Origin of the sequence: Fulvivirga sp. M361, from assembly GCF_007097395.1 — a bacterium.
Classification (GTDB): Bacteria; Bacteroidota; Bacteroidia; order Cytophagales; family Cyclobacteriaceae; genus Fulvivirga.
Window position 1 is genome coordinate 280,827 of record NZ_VKDC01000001.1, and the last position, 17,713, is coordinate 298,539.

The window sequence follows — 17,713 nt, forward strand, 5'->3', positions numbered from 1 at the left end:
AAATGTTAATTATATTGAACTAATTGAAGCCTTTATCGTTAAACTATGACCGTTGATTGATTATTATGGCTGCCATTAATTCAAAAACTTCTGACCCTCTGAATATATATTTGATAGGTAACAATCCTCTTGAATTAAGTCACATTTATGATAACTTAAAAGCCGTCAAGAATATTCGTTATAAAACACAAATTGACTTTAACCTTTCAGGCATCTTCCGAAAGATCATGAGGTTCAAGCCGTCATGTATTCTTATTGATGACAACCTGGAAAAGTTCAACCTTGTTAAGCTCATAAAGAAGCTTAATTCTCATGCTAAAACAAAAAACATCCCTATAACGATCATAAAGAACTCCAACTATCATGACTCGCATCTGGGGGATGTACAGGACTACCTGTTAAAGCAATCTCTCACTCCGCATACGCTGCAACGGTCTATATTCAATTCCATGCGCTTCAAAAGGATGCAGGTTTATCTCTACAAAACTTATAAAAGAGGTAAAGGAGAACTTCATGAGTTGTTCAAAAATCAGATCTGACGTTTCAGCCTGAAAGTATTAAAATAGTCTTGTTTTCCACGCTGTACTCTGATACGAAGTTTTTTGTTTTCTTTTGCATTTAAAAATGCAATTATATTAGTCAGTGACATGCTCTGTGCACCAATGTTATTGATTGATTTTATAACGTCACCTTCTTTGAAACCTGCCCGTTCGCCGGATGAATTAGGTCTTACAGATACTATCTCAAATGTATTCAACGTACTTCCCTTGGCCTTTACGATCAATCCACTCATATTGTAGCTAAAGGCTTTTTTATAGGCTTTACCCCTTTTCAAATACATCTTTTCCTGTGGGAAATTGAAGACGACTTTAAAGCGATTTAATATTTCCCCGCCAATGGATCCATTCCGAAACGCCATGCTACTTTTTAAACTATCCAGCAAGCTATTTTCCTGCGGAAATGTTGCGATAAGATCAGTCCAATGTCTTTTGCCCAGCTTAAGTTTCTTCAGGCGTGTGATCTTCCCTTTCAGTACCCCACCCAAGCCCCTGCCTAAGGAACTACTAATGTTTTTTTCCGGTATGTATAAACGCGGGTCGGAACTTTCCTCTAAAAACAGCCCATGACTGGCTCCGGAATCAACCATCAGTTTCAACGGAAGCTCATTCCCATCATAATAGGTGAGATGCGCATTTATATAGGGTTTAGTATCTTCTACGGTAATTGGTATTTCATCATATGACCTTTTTCGCTTAAAGTGTTCAGGCGTAGTGATGGTAAGCATACGCGAATCATAATTTATCTCGATAATGAACCTACTGAATAATTCATATCCAAGTATCCCCTGAACATGGATACCCAGGTAATTACTCAACTCAAGGTAATCTTCGGCCAGTACCAACATAGAATGTCCATTGCCTTTTATACCGGGTGGTAATGTGAGTGATACTCCCGAAGTAACATACGCCTCCACCATTTGATCTCCTCCCAGCCCTGCTATAGAATATTTTTTATTATAGGTAAGGTTCAATATATCGCTAAAGGCTTTTTCGGTAAGAATTGTTGTACGAACTCCGGTGTCCAGCACAAACTTTAATGGCAATTGGTTATTCAGTATTACCGGTATGACAATCAGATTATTATATGTCTCAAAAGGAATCTTGACCTTCTTATTTGGCCCTACAATATGAAAGCCCAAAGGTTGTGTCTGGCAAAAGCCTGTTAGCGTTGAACAGAACAACAAAGCTATAAGTATAATACATCGGTAAAATAGAATCATATATGGAAACTACTCCGTTCAAAAATTAAAGAATTTACATGATAAATGAGCTTACTCAGGGTTGTAAATCCCCAACACCACCATCAAATAACCTAATTTGGGGGATATTTAAAAATAACAATCAGAGGAATGCACCTGTTACGTTTTATTCAACTTATTCCAAAAGGAATGGTCGCCAAAGGAAAAAGAATGTAACGTGTCAAGAACATCTTGAGGTTCAGATATGTCAATAAGTAAACGTCGGTTCTGTGGCTTCAAAAATCCCTCTGCCACCATGTGATCTAACTGTGAAATCAGCAGATCGTAATAACCATTAATATTCAATATTGCCACAGGTTTACGTACTAACTCCAGTTGTACCCAGGTAAGTATTTCAGCCAGTTCTTCAAGTGTACCAAATCCACCGGGCATTGCCACAAAGGCATCCGCCAATTCTGCCATTCTTTGTTTGCGCTCATGCATAGACTTTACCACAATGAGCTCTGTAAGTCCTTCATGACCCACTTCCGCTTTCATGAGAAAGTCCGGAATTACACCTATTGCCTCACCCCCAAGAGACATTATTTTATCTGCTACGGCCCCCATCAGACCTATATTACCTCCCCCATAGATCAAACGCATACTCCTTTGGAACAATAGTTCGCCCAGCCTCTCAGCCGTCCTCAGATATAGTTCATTATGGCCACTGCTTGACCCGCAAAAGACACATATATTTTTCATAGTTAGTCCCTGACAGGATAATCCGATAAAGGTAATTAAAACCGGTAGTATGACCAGGACAACCAGTATCAGAGTTCAATGGCCTTTCACTTATATTGTCAGAAAGCTCATAATTTCTCTATGCCACATACAAAGACTAAAACACTTTAGTCACGAAGAAGGTTACGATTATGGAAGTTTCTCTATCGCACTATGAAGCCAACCTGGTTTGAACCCGGACGCCAGCAGATTGCTTCTTTATTCGAATATCATTCATGACAGTATAAAAAATGGAAAGAAAGTATATTGACTGGTGTAGGAAAGGCCGGGTAATACTCCTATTCTTCAAATTAGTCTTTTCTCGTTGTAGACAAGGCATCCACCGGTAGTTTGAGATATGGGAATCACGCCTTATACCTTAGGTGCTCTCTTAATAGATAAGAATGAACAAACCCTGCTATAACCCGTATAACAGTGGCAAATGTTATTCGCCGTCCGTGTGGCCGTCGACATCATGTTTGTTATTACTCACCATTTTATTTGGGAAAATAATTGGTGAAATAATAGCCAAAACAAACAATACAAGAACCAGAAATAATGCCTCCATGTTATTCGAGTTTAGAAGTATGCTTGCAAATATAGAAGAGCTGGCTAATTTTAAAAATAATTCTAACAGCAACCTGATCTTAAAAAGACATTCATTCATGCGATGTTTCTTAACCCCGGCCTTAATTTTTCTCACTACAGTAGTAAGTAAAGGACAGCCTTCTACACTTTTCTCATCGGATAGCAGCATTTACGCTATTGGCGATATGGAAGGAGGGGTCCAACAAGGCAAATGGCAGTATTACAATTCATCAGACACTAAAATCGAAGAAGGGCTATTCGAGAAGGGAAAACGTATAGGCACCTGGTATACTTTTTACCTTCAGGGTCAGGTAAAATCAAGCATTACCTTTCAAGACGGCCTGCCCGAACGATACACAGAATATTACTCCTCTAAAGAAATAAAAGTCAAAGGCCAGTTTAAAGGTGGAAAACGATCAGGCAAATGGGTACACAAATATATCGGCGGACAAACCGAAAAAGTAGAATACTATGATAATGGCCTAAAAAATGGTGTTACACGTACTTTTAATACATATGGTGAACCGCTGGCTGTGATGACCTATGAGAATGATACACTACACGGTGAGTATACTGAGTATAATCCTTTCGGCAATGTGTTACGAACAGGTACATATCATCAGGGTCTGAAAGATAAAACATGGAGAGAGAATTATGACATAGGCCGAAAGGCAAGTATTGAGCACTATGTTAAAGGTATCCCTGACAGTGTCTGGCGTGAATATCACCGGGATGGGAGTCTGATGTCAGAAAGCCATTATAAAATGGGCATAGCCATAGGCCGCTGGGTCAAATATTACAACAGTGGCAAGATCGCAGAAATCAGCTTCTATAAGCAAGGCTGGCAGGACAGCACCTACCTTGACTACCATAGCAACGGAAAGTTAAAGTCACAAGGAAAATATGAAAACGGCCTTCTTACTGGCAACTGGAGGTTTTTTAATTCAAAAGGATTCGTCACTGAAGAAGGTACCTATTTAAATGGTGAACAACAAGGTCAATGGTTCAGCTATTACAACGACGGTAAATTAAAAAATGTAGGCAGTTTTATCGGAGGGCTTGAAAGTGGACTTTGGGGGGTTTTTCACCCTAACGGACAACTGATGCAGGAAGAAATCTGGAAAAAAGGAAAGCTTTGGAACATATCCAAATTCTATACTCAGGAAGGGAATACACTCGACCCCGGTGATTTAAAAGATGGAACCGGTTTAAAAATCAACTATTATTCGAGTGGACAAAAGGAAATAGAATGTTACTTTGCCAATGGCGTACCGGAAGGCAACTGGATCTATTACTTCGAGAATGGGGATATAGCGGAAAAGGGTCAGTTCAAAGTGGGTCTTAGGGAAGGCAATTGGAAATTTTTCTACCAGGGTGCAAAAAAAGAAGCGGAAGGATCTTATAAAAAAGGTGAAAAATCAGGCATATGGCACTATTATTACAAAAATGGCCGGCTACGTGAAAAAATTGATCACGATAAACAGTAACCCTGGCCTTAAAAACAGAGTATAACAGACCATCCTATCAGTCACAATCTATGAGGAAATTAATCATTATTGGAGGGGTGACCGTTGCAATTATTGCCATAGCAGCAGTATCCATGCGCTTTTATACCAAAACATTCAGCCCGACAGGTATAGCCCATTATCAACAAAGCGGATTAGATATAAAGGTTGACTATTGCCGTCCTTATAAACACGACCGCAAAGTATTTGGAAAATTGGTACCTTATGATGAGGTATGGAGAACCGGAGCTAACGAAGCCACTGTTTTCACAACAAACCAATCTTTAAATATTGAAGGTAAGATATTGCAACCGGGCTCCTACAGTCTGTTTACCATCCCTCACAAAGACAGATGGGATGTGATCTTTAACAGTGAGATTGGCCAGTGGGGTATCAAACCTTTTTCCGGCAAAGCCAATCGGGCAGCAGCCAACGACGTGCTCACGGTAGAAGTGCCAGCTATAACTACGCAAGACCTGTTTGAACAATTTACTATTTCACTGGAACAGATGAGCGAAGAGATCCACATGGTATTAATGTGGGAAAAAACATTGGTAGTGGTGCCTATAACCGCTATGGAAAAGGTATAACAGCAAAGACCTTCTTATATTACCTTAACAAGGTTCAGAGGTAACAAACATGCAAAAGATACCATCCGCATCAGGGGATTTTTTACGGATCCCATCCTGGAACCTGACCATAAAAGCTACCAAAACATTGTTCTTAAAACGTTTCCATCTCCGGCTTAACTTACCATAAGAGTATATAAATAGTAAACCAGGATGAAAAAAGCCCGTGATAATAGCTCAAGTAATCACGATGAAGTATATACGTTTTTCGTAAGCCCATACTGAACGAGGTCAAAGTATTTTCCTCCTTTTTTTATATGTTCACTGAGCTCGGCCTCTTTCGTCATGCCACAGTTACGCATTACCTTACCGGAAGCAAGGTTACCGGAAAAGTGGGTAGCATAGATCTTATTGAGCTTTAGCTGTTCAAAGCCAAATTTCACAACCGCCTTCGTTGCTTCAGAGGCATAGCCATTACCCCAGAAAGGTTCGGCTATCCAGTAGCCCATTTCAGCACGATCAAAGCGTGATTCCAGGTTTAGACCTATCCCACCAATTAACTGTGCACTTCCGGCTAATCGAACAGCAAACACGAATTGGTCCCTGTTTACAAACCCTTCATTTGCCATATTGATCCAGTATATAGCGTGTTCCTCCAGGTAAGGATGCGGCATGTTGAGCGTCGTCTCAGCTACTTTGCTGTTTCCGGCATATTTCATAATATCAGCAATATCTGCTACGGCAGGTTTATTCAATCGAAGCCTTTTTGATTTTAAAAGGGGAAATGTCTTCATGGTAATCTTTACTGATGGTTAAAGATACTACACCATAAGAAAATGTAACATTGAAAGGCCTGTTTTAGGCAAAAAGAACGTCTTTTGGGCCAACTAACACCCCCTACCCCCATTATCGGATAAAATCATCTATCGCAGCTATGGAAGCTTCCGTAGCTTCTTCCTGCACAAAATGTCCACAATCAAACTCCTTTACCACTGCGTCAGGCAAACTGTCCCTCCATTTATTCAGATATTCCCTGTTAAAAAAAGGATCGTTCACCCCCCATAAAATTAACCATGGCTTTTCTTTTAATGCTGAAAGTCCAATCCATTGCTCCTGGTACCAATCCGACGAACCGACCAGACTTTTACCGATATTCCATAGGGAAAGCCTGGAGGTCCTGTTGGGAAAGGGTTTAATATAGTGCTTATGCACTTTTTTAGGAAGGTTCTTCTTATCATGGAACCCTTTTTTCAATAATACCTGAGGTGAAAAATTCATCCTTAAATACAAAAATTTACCCATCGCACTATTAATTATCTTGTCTACTTTCCGGGCTTCGGGGTTCATCTCCGTTGCCCATAACCAGCTATTGAAGAGCACCACTTGTTTTATTTTATCTGCGTGTTGCCGGGCACACCCCAGGCCAATGGGCCCTCCAAAATCATGGACTACCAAAGTGATATTATCCAGGTTCAACTTTTCAATGAATTCCGCCAGGTTTTCAGCATGCTGCTTTGGGGTACCCATGTAATCTCCCGGTTTATCTGACAAGCCAAACCCAATGTGGTCGGGGGCTATACAACGATATCCATTAGAAAAGGCCTTGATAAAATTTCGATAGAGAAAAGACCATGTCGGTGTTCCATGAACGAATAATATCACCTCGCCCTCACCTTCATCCAGGTAATGCATTTTTCCGGATCCAAGATCAATAAAATTACTTTTGAATGGATATTGTACCGTATCCAGCCAATCTTGTGCATTTACAATGTTTTGCATGACACTTATTAAGGTTAGTACCAGGAAAAGAAATCTCATAATGAGTTTTGATACAAATATCCCTGGTGCAAGCATTAAGAATCTTGGTACATACCAAGATTTCAGACTTTCACAGTAGCCAGTAGTTTACTAAAGTTAGTAGCGTCAATTCTCAGGTAGGAAGCCAGGTCTTTATGTGGCACTTTGTTAAGCAGGTGTGGGCTCCTCAGAACAAATGATTTAAAACGCTTTTCTATGTTATACGCCATTAACTCATAATGCCTTTCCAACATGCCGATAGCAAACATTTCCACAGCTTTTCTAAATAATGTCTCTATCGGTCTGAATTCCTGCATTAATTCCTGGTGCTGTTGAAATGAAAGCCTGAGAAACTTACTATCCGTAATAGACTGCAAATAATATTTAGAAGGGGTTTGTGTTAGAAATGACTCTAAAATACCCGAAAAAGAGGGGCTGTATGTGAAGGCAATTACGTGCTCCTTTTCATCGGTCAGGTAATAGGATTTTTGAATACCTTCCTGTACGAGATACATCCACCGCTCGGTTCGCCCGACAGTGGTGATCAATGATCTCTTTTTAATGGAGTACTCTTGCCAATGACTGAGGTATTCATCCAGGATCTCACGCTCTACGGGGTGTATCTGATTTAAAAACGATCTGATCATTTTAGAGTATTAACTTTTATTATCATGCTTTTCAGAAGTCATTTTTTTGATGCTTTTACTATTAAAATGAGTGTAAATACCAAGATCAAACGGAGTAGCCGTAGTTACATCTTCACTTTTTATGATCACTGTCATTGACATATCATTTTCCGGATCATTATCCAAGTAAGATTCATAGGCATTGGAATAATTATTCGTAAACACAAGCCGCTTAGTATCTTCGGAACGATAACCACTATAAAATGGCTTGATGCTAAGGTAAGCCAAACTTCCTGGCGGTGGTATTTCAGTGGCAATGCCTATATAGAACTTATTATTGGTTAAAGTAAACTGTATCAGTTCAAAGTCCAGGTATGATTTGGCTATAATTCGCTCCAGATCTGTACCTACCTTTTTGATGGTGGTGTAAAGCTCTGTGGTATCATCCAAACGTGTATTTATAATTTGAGCTAAGAACCAGGATAGAAAAAGGGATAGTAATGACGCATCCAGGTATTCGTACTTGAAATGCGACCCTAACCGGTCAAAGAAAACCAGGTGAAAGGACAGCTTGGCATAAGCGTAGTAGGCAAGGTGCAAGGAAATATAAGAGAAGGTGAATAATAGAATGCCACAAAGAATAGAGTTAAAAATAAGTCTTTGCCGATCCAACCGCTGGTTGATGTATTTGTAACGCTTACAAGTGGATAAAAAGTAATATCCGGCTACGAGGGGGAAAATGAATACGTTCCAAGGCATTATTGGCTATGCTATAGCATACTATTCCTTATCGGACCTATCCAGCTCGACAGAAAACGCTGCCACCTTTTTTAATAGTTCTTTTCCTTTTTCGGATTTGATCCCTTTGGAAAAATTCAATTTTAGCCTTCCACTACTATCACTTTCAATATAATTCGGTAATTCCATTATTGCCTGATTAAGCGATTCCCTGTACTCATTACGAATAAAACCACTCCGGGTTTATTTAACTTGTATTCGATACTTAATGGTAAGATAGCCACAAAAAACTTGTCATTCAACGTGTAAACCCAATAATTACCAATGTAATGGGACTGTTTTATTACCAAAACTCCCGGGAATACAAATAAAATCACTAACCTTGCAGCCTTAAATTAAGTAACGCTAAACGCGTCAGATCCAAACGAAGCTGTAAAACAGTACAATCTAAGGTTTATTGATCCATACTTGGAGAATAGAAACTACTATTTTCAGTAGTGCTATTTGACTTTATACAAACTCAAATGAAAAGATATTTCAATTTATTCGACCTATCGCAGAAAGTAGACTATAAAAATGAAGTGCTTTCCGGCCTTACGGTAGCCCTGGCCTTAGTACCTGAGGCTGTGGCTTTTGCTCTGATAGCCGGGCTCTCACCCCTTACCGGACTATACGCCGCTTTTATGATGGGTTTGGTCACCTCCATCCTGGGTGGTCGGCCCGGAATGATATCAGGAGCTACCGGGGCGGTGGCGGTTGTCATTGCTGCACTGGCCCATTCGCATGGAGTGGAATATGTACTGGCCACAGTGGTACTGGCAGGTATTATTCAAGTGGCCGCCGGTTTATTACGTTTAGGTAAGCTGATGCGCCTGGTACCCCATCCCGTTATATTTGGTTTTGTAAATGGCCTGGCTATTATCATATTTATGTCACAACTGGACCAGTTCAAAGATGAAACCGGCGCATGGCTTACAGGAACTCCTCTATACATATTACTTGGGCTGGTCATTTTTACCATGTTCATTATTTGGGGACTCCCAAAAATAAGTAAAGCTATCCCTGCCTCTTTGGTAGCAATACTGGTGGTCTTCGGCGTCGTGATTTTCTTTGACATTGACACAAAAACGGTAGGTGACATTGCTTCTATCCAGGGTGGGTTCCCTCCTTTTCACCTTCCTTCTATACCACTTACCTGGGATACATTGGTACTTATTTTTCCTTATGCCATTGTAGTGGCAGGTGTAGGGCTTATTGAAAGCTTACTCACGCTCAACATCATTGACGAAATCACTGAAACACGTGGGCACGGTAACAAAGAAGCGGTGGCACAAGGTACGGCTAATATCCTCTCGGGAGTATTTTCAGGGATGGGGGGCTGCGCTATGATAGGACAGAGCCTGATCAATATCTCCAGCGGAGCACGGGCGAGGTTATCGGGAATAGTAGCAGCTGTTATGCTATTGGTCTTCATCATGTTTGGTGCGGGTCTCATCGAAAAATTGCCTATGGCAGCATTGACAGGCCTTATGATCATGGTATCCATCGGGACATTTGAATGGGCCAGCTTAAAAACATTTAATAAAATGCCCCGATCAGACATCTTTGTCATGGTACTGGTCACCCTGGTAACTGCGGTACTTCACAACCTGGCACTTGCTGTGGTCATAGGTGTGATCATTGCCGCCCTCGTATTTGCCTGGGACAATGCAAAACGTATCCGTGCCCGAAAATACATTGATGATAATGGAATAAAGCATTACGAGATCTACGGTCCGTTATTTTTTGGCTCTGTAACCGTATTTAATTCAAAATTTGATGTGTTGGATGACCCTGAAGAAGTGATCATTGATTTCGCAGAAAGCAGAGTGGTAGATATGTCTGCCATTGAGGCACTGAACAAGATCACCGAACGATATCAAAAGGTTGGGAAAAAGATCCATCTCAAACACCTAAGTCAGGATTGCAAAGGATTGCTTAAAAATGCAGAAGAAATAATTGATGTAAATATCCTGGAAGACCCTACTTATAAATTGGCCGTAGACGATATTTAAATACTTTAACGGTCCTGGCCCTCTTCCTTCATTGTTGATTGATCTTTAAACATATAGCCCTCCTTCACAGAATGACCGATGAGGGCCAGCGGCTAATGTAGCAACGATATCAGATGCTGTGTTAACCTACGAGGAGGAACAGAACCGCAAAAGTAAACCTAGTATTTGGCGTTAAGCCCATTTACAGCTAGTTACTACTTAGCAGAAGTAGTATTTTTTATAGCCAACCGATAGGCTACCACGCGATTGTCAAAGAAAGTGGGTACCATGATGATATCCTCGCCATCGATGATACCGATATCTGCTGTTTGTATTTCCTGTTCTTTGCTGGAAAAAATTGAAATAACTTCCTCCCCCTGTACAAGGAATATTTCTCCATTCCAATCCGATACCACATAATCTCCCAAGGAAGTTTTAACAATGCCGTCTCCTTTACTCATACCATCGCCAAGTAAAGTGGCTTCTTTTGTAGTCCGGTCGTAGGCCTTGAATGTTCCATCTCCTGATGATGCAATTAAGATCCTGTCAGCCTCTACATAAATACCATTGGGCTTGTTCAAACCTTCTTTCCAAAGACTGATCTCATTGTTTTCAAGCACAAAGATCTTGCTGGAATCCATATCAGTGATAAACACTCGCCCGGCTTCGTCTATAGCTATGTCATTCAGCATACCTACCGGGGACACCGGGTATCTTTGAATGATCTCGGCAGAAAGAACATTAATGGCAATCACCTCATCTACATCCGTTACATATAGTGTAGTATCTACGAGCCCCATCCCTTTGGGAGAACTCATTCCGGTGACCCACTCCACTTCTATGGGCTGACCATCCTTACTAATTTTAGAGATGAATCCATTTCCATCCTTTTGCCTTGGATTTTGATTGATATTAGAGACATAGATCACATCACGTTCAGCATCATATAATGCAGATTCCGGTGTTTTGAAGATAGTATCGGTGGCCCAAAGCAGATCGAAAGCAACCTCTACTTTTTCTTCAGGGTCTTTTTGTACTTCTTTTTCTTTCGGAGCCTTACTACAGGATGTAAAAACGAAAACGATGAGAGTAAAATATAATAAATGAACTGTTTTTAACAACATAACTTGTCAGTTTAATTTACTTGAAAAGTTAGCACCTGAGTGTAGAAAGACCTAACGAAAATGGGAATAAACGTTTAGTAAGAACAAGTACATACGATGCATATCCCTGTTATTCAGGTCTTTTTTTAATTTTTGTGTCACACTACGCTCATGACTATCGTCTAACTTATAGAATGAAAATTATGAATGCTCCGTCAAATAGTATAATTGAAAAGGCGCTTTCCGGGGATAAGACTGCCCTGGAAAATATCATTACAGAGGCTAAAGACCTGGTCTATAACCTGTCTTTAAAAATGTTATTGTTTCCTGATGATGCTAAAGACGCCACACAGGAAATATTGATTAAAATAGTGACTCACCTGAGTACATTTAAAGGAGAAAGCCAGTTTCAAACCTGGGTATATCGTATTGCCTCTAATTACCTTCTCACAGAAAAAAAGAAGTTATCCAGGGCCATTTATACATCCATTGAAGATTATGCTTCCTTAATAGACAGGGGGCAAAGTAATGCTGTTCTACATGCAAAAAATGAAGGCGAACTATTGCTACTGGAAGAAGAAGTAAAAGTCAGTTGTACACATGGCCTGCTTCTCTGTCTAAATAAAAAAGGTAGGATCATCTACATCCTGGGTGAAATACTGGAAATAAACAGCGTGGAAGGGGCCAATATTCTTGAAATATCTGCCGAAAATTTCAGAAAGCAGCTATCGAGATCAAGGGAAAAGATCAGGAATTTTCTGCAATCCAAATGTGGGCTGACTAACCCGCAAAACCCCTGCCGGTGTAAAAAGAAAATTGATTTTCTCATAGAAGAGAATATGATCGACCCAAAAAACCTGCGGTTCGCTCAGCATACAAAAAGAAGTATTGACCTGGTAGAAAAAATCGACTCACTCGATAGAGCAGTGTCAGTATTCCGCTCTGTCCCAAACCAGCAAACCCCCGAAACACTTTTACACGAAGTGAAAAAAACCATTAATGCTATTACTACCTGACCTATGAGAATACTTATCGAAAAATATGTTGAAGCCTGGGACACGCATGATCCTAAGAAACTAGCTGACCTATTAGCCTCCACATCCAGTTATGAAGATGCAACACAAAAAGGGAACGCTTTGGAAATCATATCAAGCTCTATTGAAACGACCGTGAAAGCCTTTCCCGATGTTTCTTTCGAGGTGATCTCCCTGATAGAAAGTTCATCCGACAAAGAACTGTTTGTGCTGGAGTGGTTAATGCAAGGAACAAACAGGGGTACTTTCTATGGCGCTGAACCTACCAATAAAACGGTATCCATTACCGGCCTTGATCTTATCCGGACAAAAGACGAAAGGATCACCAAAATCAAAAGTTTTTACGATAGTAATCAGTTCATGACTCAAATGAAAATATAGATGATGAAAGACCCTGTAATTGTCAATGTGCCTGAAAAGATGCAAAAGTTTTATGGTACAGCTAAGATGCTTCATCCTTCTATAGAAATGATCGAAGAAGCTGTCAAAATTATTCCAATAGGAAAAGTAGCCACCATCGAATCACTATGTATAAAGTTATCCGACGATTTTGGCACGGATGTCACGTGTCCCATGCGCACTGGAAATGGTATAAAGAAGATCACAGAAACATTATTCAGCACGGATATTGATCATACTATCCCTGTGTGGCGAGTAATTAGATCTAATTCACTGATGATCAATTCTAAGCATGTTGAGCAATGTGCGACAAAATTAGAAAAAGAAGGTGTCGGCTTTTCATTTACCAAAAAAGGTGAGATAAAGGTAGATGCTGGCCCTGAAATACTTTATTCCTTTTGAAAAAATGGATGTCTAATTAACCACTAAGAACAATCTGTACTTTTCTGCCCTGATCCACTTTTATTTCCTTCATTTGACCCGGCTTTAAAAAACATCATTTTTTGCTTGACTCTAACGTTACGTCATAGATTACATTTACATAAAAAACTCAATCTATGACAAAGTACTCGGTCAAACAATTGTCATCTCTTGCAGGTGTGAGTGTTAGGACGCTGCACCATTATGATCATATCGGTCTGTTAAAGCCATCCTTCAGGAGCAAAAAAGGATATCGGTTTTATGAGAGGAAAGAGCTATTACTGCTACAGCAAATATTGATTTACCGGCAGCTGGAGTTTCCATTGAGTGATATTCATGCTATCATTTACAACCCCTCCTTTGACCTGACTGTGACTCTGGAAACCCATAAGAAAAAACTGGAAGAGAAATTAGGGAATTTAAAACTCCTTATTGCCACGGTAGATAAAACCATTCATGATTTAAAACTAAAGGAAAGTACCATGACAGATGAAGATATCTATAAAGGATTGAATGTTCAAGAAGTGAGGTCCCAACGAAAGGAAGTCATTGAAAAATGGGGGCGGAACGAGCTTATAAAAGCTGAAGATCGTATCAAAAAAATAGGAAAGGGAGGCTGGAAGGATTTACAAAAAAAAGGGGAGGAAATTAACCAACTCCTTGCGGACCTGAGCTACCTGCCGCCAGCTCACACTGATGTACAACAGACCATTGAACTTCACTTCAGACATTTGAATTTCTTCTATGAAGTATCGAAAGAACGATACCTTGGATTAGGCAAGATGTATACGGAAGATGAGCGTTTCAAAAGCTACTATGAAAAATATGCCCCGGGTCTGGCGCATTTCATCATGGAAGCTATCCAGGTATTTTGTGATAACGATCTACACTAAAAAAAATGATGAATAGCTATTTAGTCTTAATACACAATGGTAGTCTTAGAGATCACCTGGAAACGGACGAAAAGAAAAAGTTTGACCATTACAAAAATTGGGGTCGCTATCTGAGCCAATTTTCTGAAGATGAAAGATTTATTAGCGGAAGTGCGATTGGCAAGAATGTGCATATTTTGACAAAAAAAGAAGAAGTCAACATCGATGAGCGAACAAGTCTGTTAGAAGGTTATATGATTCTTCAGGCAAAAAATATGGAAGAACTAAAACTGCTGCTAAAGGGGATCCCAGGATTAGAGCATGAATATTCTGAGGTCAACATATATCCATTGGACCCCAAGCCTGTGTAAGGAATGGAATGCCCGTAAGCGCTAAACAGATAAACTGCTGTTAGCAGTTTTATTATCTCAGATCAACACTTTTTTTTCGAGAAAAACTAACTCCAATCGGTCATTCACAGGTTGCCTTTTAAATTCTACGTATCCCAATTTCTGATAGAATGACAGGTTTTTAGTGCTCTTACTCCCTGTAAATAATTCAAAGCGGCTTACACCATTATTATACTCGGATTCGATCGCCAGCATAAGTTGTTTACCAAGTCCTTGGTTCTGAAATCTATGATGGACGACTAGCCTTCCAATGTTACCTGTAGAACCTGCTATGTATGATCGTACCGAACCTATGATCTGATGATTATGGTTCATTTTAAGAAATACTCCTTTTTCAAAATCACTTCTGATCGAATCCAGTGTTTGAAGGAGTGGCGGGATATTATAATCATTGTAAATCTCTGCTTCTTGCAAATAACACTCCTTTTGAAGAGCCAAGATCTCTGGCAGATCATCACGATTAGCTGGCGAGATTTTCATCATTTCACATTAAATTTAGCCAACAAAATTCGAAGAAAGATGGTATTAAGCTCACACAGCGAACGTAAATCACTAAACTCCTAAAACTTATCTCCATTAAATTTGGAATTCCTATAAACATCAGCATACCTTTGCAAACTATAATCACTTCTTTGATCTGGAAAGGAGGTCGTTATGATGGTGCAAAATTTACATATCGAAAAACCGACCGGGGGTCTGACATTCAAAAAGTAAGCAATTACTTTCCCTATTGCAATTCTACCCGGTCACATGATCGGGTTTTTTGTTGTATTAGATTGTAAGACTTTCTTATAAAAAGACCACACTACTCAAGGAGCCCTATCACAAATCTGATTTTTCACGTCTCCAATGGATGATATGAGGCTTGACGGGATAGCCCGTTCAAACGCTCTCCTATTGGCGACACGCAGAATAAATGCTTTATGGGCAAGATCAAATTACGAGGTAAAGACCTCAGAAAAATAAACTATTCTAATAATAAGTCAATAGCACTGGCCATTGATGTGATGGCCAAACATTATAAACACTCTTCGAAAGAAGAACAACTCGACATCCTATGTAAAGTAAAAGATAACCCTCTCAATTATCTCGAGAATAATGCTTTAGGTATGCTGGCAGAACAGTTCTGCGAGGAAGACCTGGTTAAAGAAAAAGAAGAGATTCAGTTGTTACGGGAGCATGGACATTATAACATATTCGGTCGCAAAAACATCGATAGTAATGCCTACCTGCAGATGGAACTGGCCATGAGGCTTCCAATATCCTTAAAGGGGGCTTTGATGCCAGATGCACATCAGGGGTACGGGCTACCCATAGGAGGTGTACTGACCACGAAAAATGAGATCGTCCCTTATGGAGTTGGCCTCGACATCGGGTGTCGAATGAGCCTCACCCTGTTTGATATCGGCGCTGCGTACCTGAAGCGTCATGCTTACCAGTTCAAACTGGCTTTAAAAGAAAGGACCAACTTTGGTGCAGGTGGAGAATTGAACATCTCTCAGGAACATGAGATATTGGATCGTCCGGAGTTTGGACATACCAGGCTGTTAAGACAGTTGCATGGAAAAGCTGTAAAACAACTTGGCACCTCCGGGTCGGGCAATCACTTTGTGGAATTTGGACTTGTAAACCTCAGCCACAGCAATGACCTTGGAATGGAGCCGGGCGAATACGTGGGACTACTGGCACATTCTGGATCCAGGGGTTTAGGTGCTTCTATTGCAAAGGAATATACCCATATAGCACGTGAACAGTGCTTCTTACCAAGACAAGCCCAGCATTTGGCATGGCTCGACCTGGATACGGAAGCCGGACAAGAGTACTGGCTTTCAATGAACCTGGCAGGTGACTATGCCAAGGCATGTCATGACCAGATCCATTACCATCTGAGCAAATACCTGGGGCTTACCCCTGTCATCAAGATCGAGAACCATCACAACTTTGCCTGGAAGGAGGTCCACGACGGCCAGGAAATGGTGGTACACAGAAAAGGCGCTACTCCGGCAGGAGAAGGTGTCCTGGGAATTATTCCCGGTTCTATGACAGCGCCGGGCTACATCGTCAGGGGAAAAGGCAATGAACATTCTATTCATTCTGCTGCCCACGGCGCCGGAAGAAAGATGTCCCGAAAGAAAGCGAGAGAGTCATTTACCGGGAGTGAACTGAAAAAGGTGCTGAGCAGAGAAGGAGTGACCCTGATCGGGGGTGGTGTAGATGAGACACCTATCGCTTATAAAAACCTTGAAGAGGTAATGTCAAACCAAATTGACCTGGTAGATGTGATCGGAAAGTTCACGCCACGAATTGTGAGAATGGATAAAAACTGAGTAGGATGGAACAGAAAAAGAAAACAAGCATACTATACATTCAAATCACTGCCGGGCGAGGCCCCGCAGAATGCTGCTGGGCTGTCGCCCAGGTACTGAAAGAACTCATAAAAAGGTGCAGGGAAATGAAATTAGAAGCCCTGATAGTGGAACGACAGAAAGGTACTCAGCCAGGCACCCTTTCTTCTGCATTAATCGAAGTTCATGGAGTTGGGGCCAAACGTCAACTGGCCTCATGGCAGGGAACCATTCAATGGATTGGAAAAAGCCCTTACCGGAAGTTCCATAAGCGGAAGAACTGGTTTATCGGGATAAGCTTTTTTGAAGCCGAAAGGCAAAAAGAACTAAAATCATATGAATTAGAATTTCAAACCTTCCGGGCGTCGGGTCCGGGAGGGCAACATCGTAATAAAGTGGAATCTGCCGTACGGGTCATACACAAGCCCTCCGGACTGATAGCTACCGAACACGGGTCACGTTCACAGTATCAGAACAAACAAGGGGCTATCAAAAAACTGAATGCCCTATTCCAAAACCAAAGTATGATAGATCAAAAAAAACAGACCGAAGAGCAATGGGTAGAACACCTCTCATTACAAAGAGGTAATCCTGTAAAAGTATTTCAGGGACGTGCCTTTGAAGAGGTAAAATAACAGGTCAACTAAAGCATTATACTCATTTGGAATGATTTAATCCAATTAACTTTAAGACAAGAGATCAGAAATGCTGATGTTATATGACATCGGACCACTCATCACAGTAATAATGCGATGC

At 40.6% G+C, this 17,713-nt stretch carries 20 protein-coding genes; 11 read left to right on the top strand and 9 right to left on the bottom strand.

The genetic code is table 11. The annotated features are described in order from the left end of the window. Nucleotides 1–65: 65 nt before the first annotated feature. Entirely contained in the window at nucleotides 66–539 is a 474-nt protein-coding gene (locus tag FNH22_RS01095; protein ID WP_143396442.1) for a hypothetical protein, read from the top strand. Here FNH22_RS01095 and FNH22_RS01100 read toward each other — a convergent pair. Together FNH22_RS01100 and FNH22_RS01105 are read right to left on the bottom strand one after the other, a co-directional pair. Continuing rightward, on the bottom strand, nucleotides 530–1,780 hold the full coding sequence (locus FNH22_RS01100; RefSeq protein WP_143396443.1) for an aspartyl protease family protein: 1,251 nt from the start codon (nucleotides 1,778–1,780) through the stop codon (nucleotides 530–532). The two genes, FNH22_RS01095 and FNH22_RS01100, sit on opposite strands and share 10 nt — an antisense overlap. 138 nt (nucleotides 1,781–1,918) lie before the next feature. Further along, on the bottom strand, nucleotides 1,919–2,500 hold the full coding sequence (locus FNH22_RS01105) for a TIGR00730 family Rossman fold protein (protein WP_143396444.1): 582 nt from the start codon (nucleotides 2,498–2,500) through the stop codon (nucleotides 1,919–1,921). A 605-nt stretch (nucleotides 2,501–3,105) separates the two neighbouring features. Here FNH22_RS01105 and FNH22_RS01110 point away from each other — a divergent pair. Both FNH22_RS01110 and FNH22_RS01115 read left to right on the top strand, forming a co-directional pair. Then, entirely contained in the window at nucleotides 3,106–4,593 is a 1,488-nt protein-coding gene (locus FNH22_RS01110) for a toxin-antitoxin system YwqK family antitoxin (RefSeq protein ID WP_185154031.1), read from the top strand. A gap of 50 nt (nucleotides 4,594–4,643) precedes the next feature. Continuing rightward, complete coding sequence (locus FNH22_RS01115) at nucleotides 4,644–5,201, top strand: DUF2911 domain-containing protein (RefSeq protein ID WP_143396446.1); 558 nt, start codon at nucleotides 4,644–4,646, stop codon at nucleotides 5,199–5,201. 224 nt (nucleotides 5,202–5,425) lie between these two features. Here the strand turns inward: FNH22_RS01115 and FNH22_RS01120 are convergent, their stop codons facing one another. From FNH22_RS01120 to FNH22_RS31920, 5 genes are all read right to left on the bottom strand, one after another. Further along, nucleotides 5,426–5,935 carry a GNAT family N-acetyltransferase gene (locus FNH22_RS01120; RefSeq protein WP_221420184.1) on the bottom strand — a complete coding sequence of 170 codons (510 nt, stop codon included), beginning with the start codon at nucleotides 5,933–5,935 and terminating at the stop codon, nucleotides 5,426–5,428. 151 nt (nucleotides 5,936–6,086) lie between these two features. Then, nucleotides 6,087–6,959, bottom strand: a complete 873-nt coding sequence (locus tag FNH22_RS01125; RefSeq protein ID WP_143396448.1) for an alpha/beta fold hydrolase — start codon at nucleotides 6,957–6,959, stop codon at nucleotides 6,087–6,089. A gap of 101 nt (nucleotides 6,960–7,060) precedes the next feature. Then, a complete protein-coding gene (locus tag FNH22_RS01130) occupies nucleotides 7,061–7,624 on the bottom strand; it encodes a Crp/Fnr family transcriptional regulator (RefSeq protein ID WP_221420185.1) in 564 nt (187 codons plus the stop codon). Nucleotides 7,625–7,633: 9 nt separating this feature from the next. Beyond that, entirely contained in the window at nucleotides 7,634–8,362 is a 729-nt protein-coding gene (locus FNH22_RS01135; protein ID WP_143396449.1) for a hypothetical protein, read from the bottom strand. 21 nt (nucleotides 8,363–8,383) lie between these two features. Continuing rightward, nucleotides 8,384–8,530 (bottom strand): hypothetical protein, encoded by a 147-nt coding sequence (locus tag FNH22_RS31920; protein WP_185154032.1) that lies wholly within the window; start codon nucleotides 8,528–8,530, stop codon nucleotides 8,384–8,386. Nucleotides 8,531–8,865: 335 nt separating this feature from the next. Between FNH22_RS31920 and FNH22_RS01140 the strand changes: the two genes are divergently transcribed. After that, on the top strand, nucleotides 8,866–10,395 hold the full coding sequence (locus FNH22_RS01140; protein WP_143396450.1) for a SulP family inorganic anion transporter: 1,530 nt from the start codon (nucleotides 8,866–8,868) through the stop codon (nucleotides 10,393–10,395). A gap of 194 nt (nucleotides 10,396–10,589) precedes the next feature. On the opposite strand, the gene FNH22_RS01145 is transcribed toward FNH22_RS01140, so the two are convergent. Then, complete coding sequence (locus FNH22_RS01145; protein WP_143396451.1) at nucleotides 10,590–11,498, bottom strand: SMP-30/gluconolactonase/LRE family protein; 909 nt, start codon at nucleotides 11,496–11,498, stop codon at nucleotides 10,590–10,592. A gap of 173 nt (nucleotides 11,499–11,671) precedes the next feature. Between FNH22_RS01145 and FNH22_RS01150 the strand changes: the two genes are divergently transcribed. The 5 genes from FNH22_RS01150 to FNH22_RS01170 all read left to right on the top strand — a co-directional run bounded on the left by FNH22_RS01150 (nucleotide 11,672) and on the right by FNH22_RS01170 (nucleotide 14,573). Continuing rightward, entirely contained in the window at nucleotides 11,672–12,493 is an 822-nt protein-coding gene (locus tag FNH22_RS01150) for an RNA polymerase sigma factor (protein WP_143396452.1), read from the top strand. 3 nt (nucleotides 12,494–12,496) lie between these two features. Next, nucleotides 12,497–12,892, top strand: a complete 396-nt coding sequence (locus tag FNH22_RS01155) for an ester cyclase (RefSeq protein WP_143396453.1) — start codon at nucleotides 12,497–12,499, stop codon at nucleotides 12,890–12,892. Continuing rightward, nucleotides 12,893–13,312 (top strand): MGMT family protein, encoded by a 420-nt coding sequence (locus FNH22_RS01160; RefSeq protein WP_143396454.1) that lies wholly within the window; start codon nucleotides 12,893–12,895, stop codon nucleotides 13,310–13,312. A gap of 155 nt (nucleotides 13,313–13,467) precedes the next feature. Then, the gene (locus FNH22_RS01165; RefSeq protein ID WP_143396455.1) at nucleotides 13,468–14,223 is read left to right on the top strand and encodes a MerR family transcriptional regulator; all 756 of its coding nucleotides are present in this window, start codon (nucleotides 13,468–13,470) and stop codon (nucleotides 14,221–14,223) included. Between the two features lie 5 nt (nucleotides 14,224–14,228). Further along, the gene (locus FNH22_RS01170) at nucleotides 14,229–14,573 is read left to right on the top strand and encodes a hypothetical protein (protein WP_143396456.1); all 345 of its coding nucleotides are present in this window, start codon (nucleotides 14,229–14,231) and stop codon (nucleotides 14,571–14,573) included. A gap of 57 nt (nucleotides 14,574–14,630) precedes the next feature. Here the strand turns inward: FNH22_RS01170 and FNH22_RS01175 are convergent, their stop codons facing one another. Beyond that, nucleotides 14,631–15,095 (bottom strand): GNAT family N-acetyltransferase, encoded by a 465-nt coding sequence (locus FNH22_RS01175; RefSeq protein WP_255517950.1) that lies wholly within the window; start codon nucleotides 15,093–15,095, stop codon nucleotides 14,631–14,633. Nucleotides 15,096–15,535: 440 nt separating this feature from the next. Here FNH22_RS01175 and FNH22_RS01180 point away from each other — a divergent pair, with 440 nt between their 5' ends. Further along, nucleotides 15,536–16,939 (top strand): RtcB family protein, encoded by a 1,404-nt coding sequence (locus FNH22_RS01180; protein ID WP_221420186.1) that lies wholly within the window; start codon nucleotides 15,536–15,538, stop codon nucleotides 16,937–16,939. A gap of 5 nt (nucleotides 16,940–16,944) precedes the next feature. Then, nucleotides 16,945–17,592: a peptide chain release factor H gene (prfH, locus tag FNH22_RS01185; protein ID WP_143396457.1), complete on the top strand. Its 648-nt coding sequence runs from the start codon at nucleotides 16,945–16,947 to the stop codon at nucleotides 17,590–17,592. Nucleotides 17,593–17,713 lie beyond the last annotated feature (121 nt).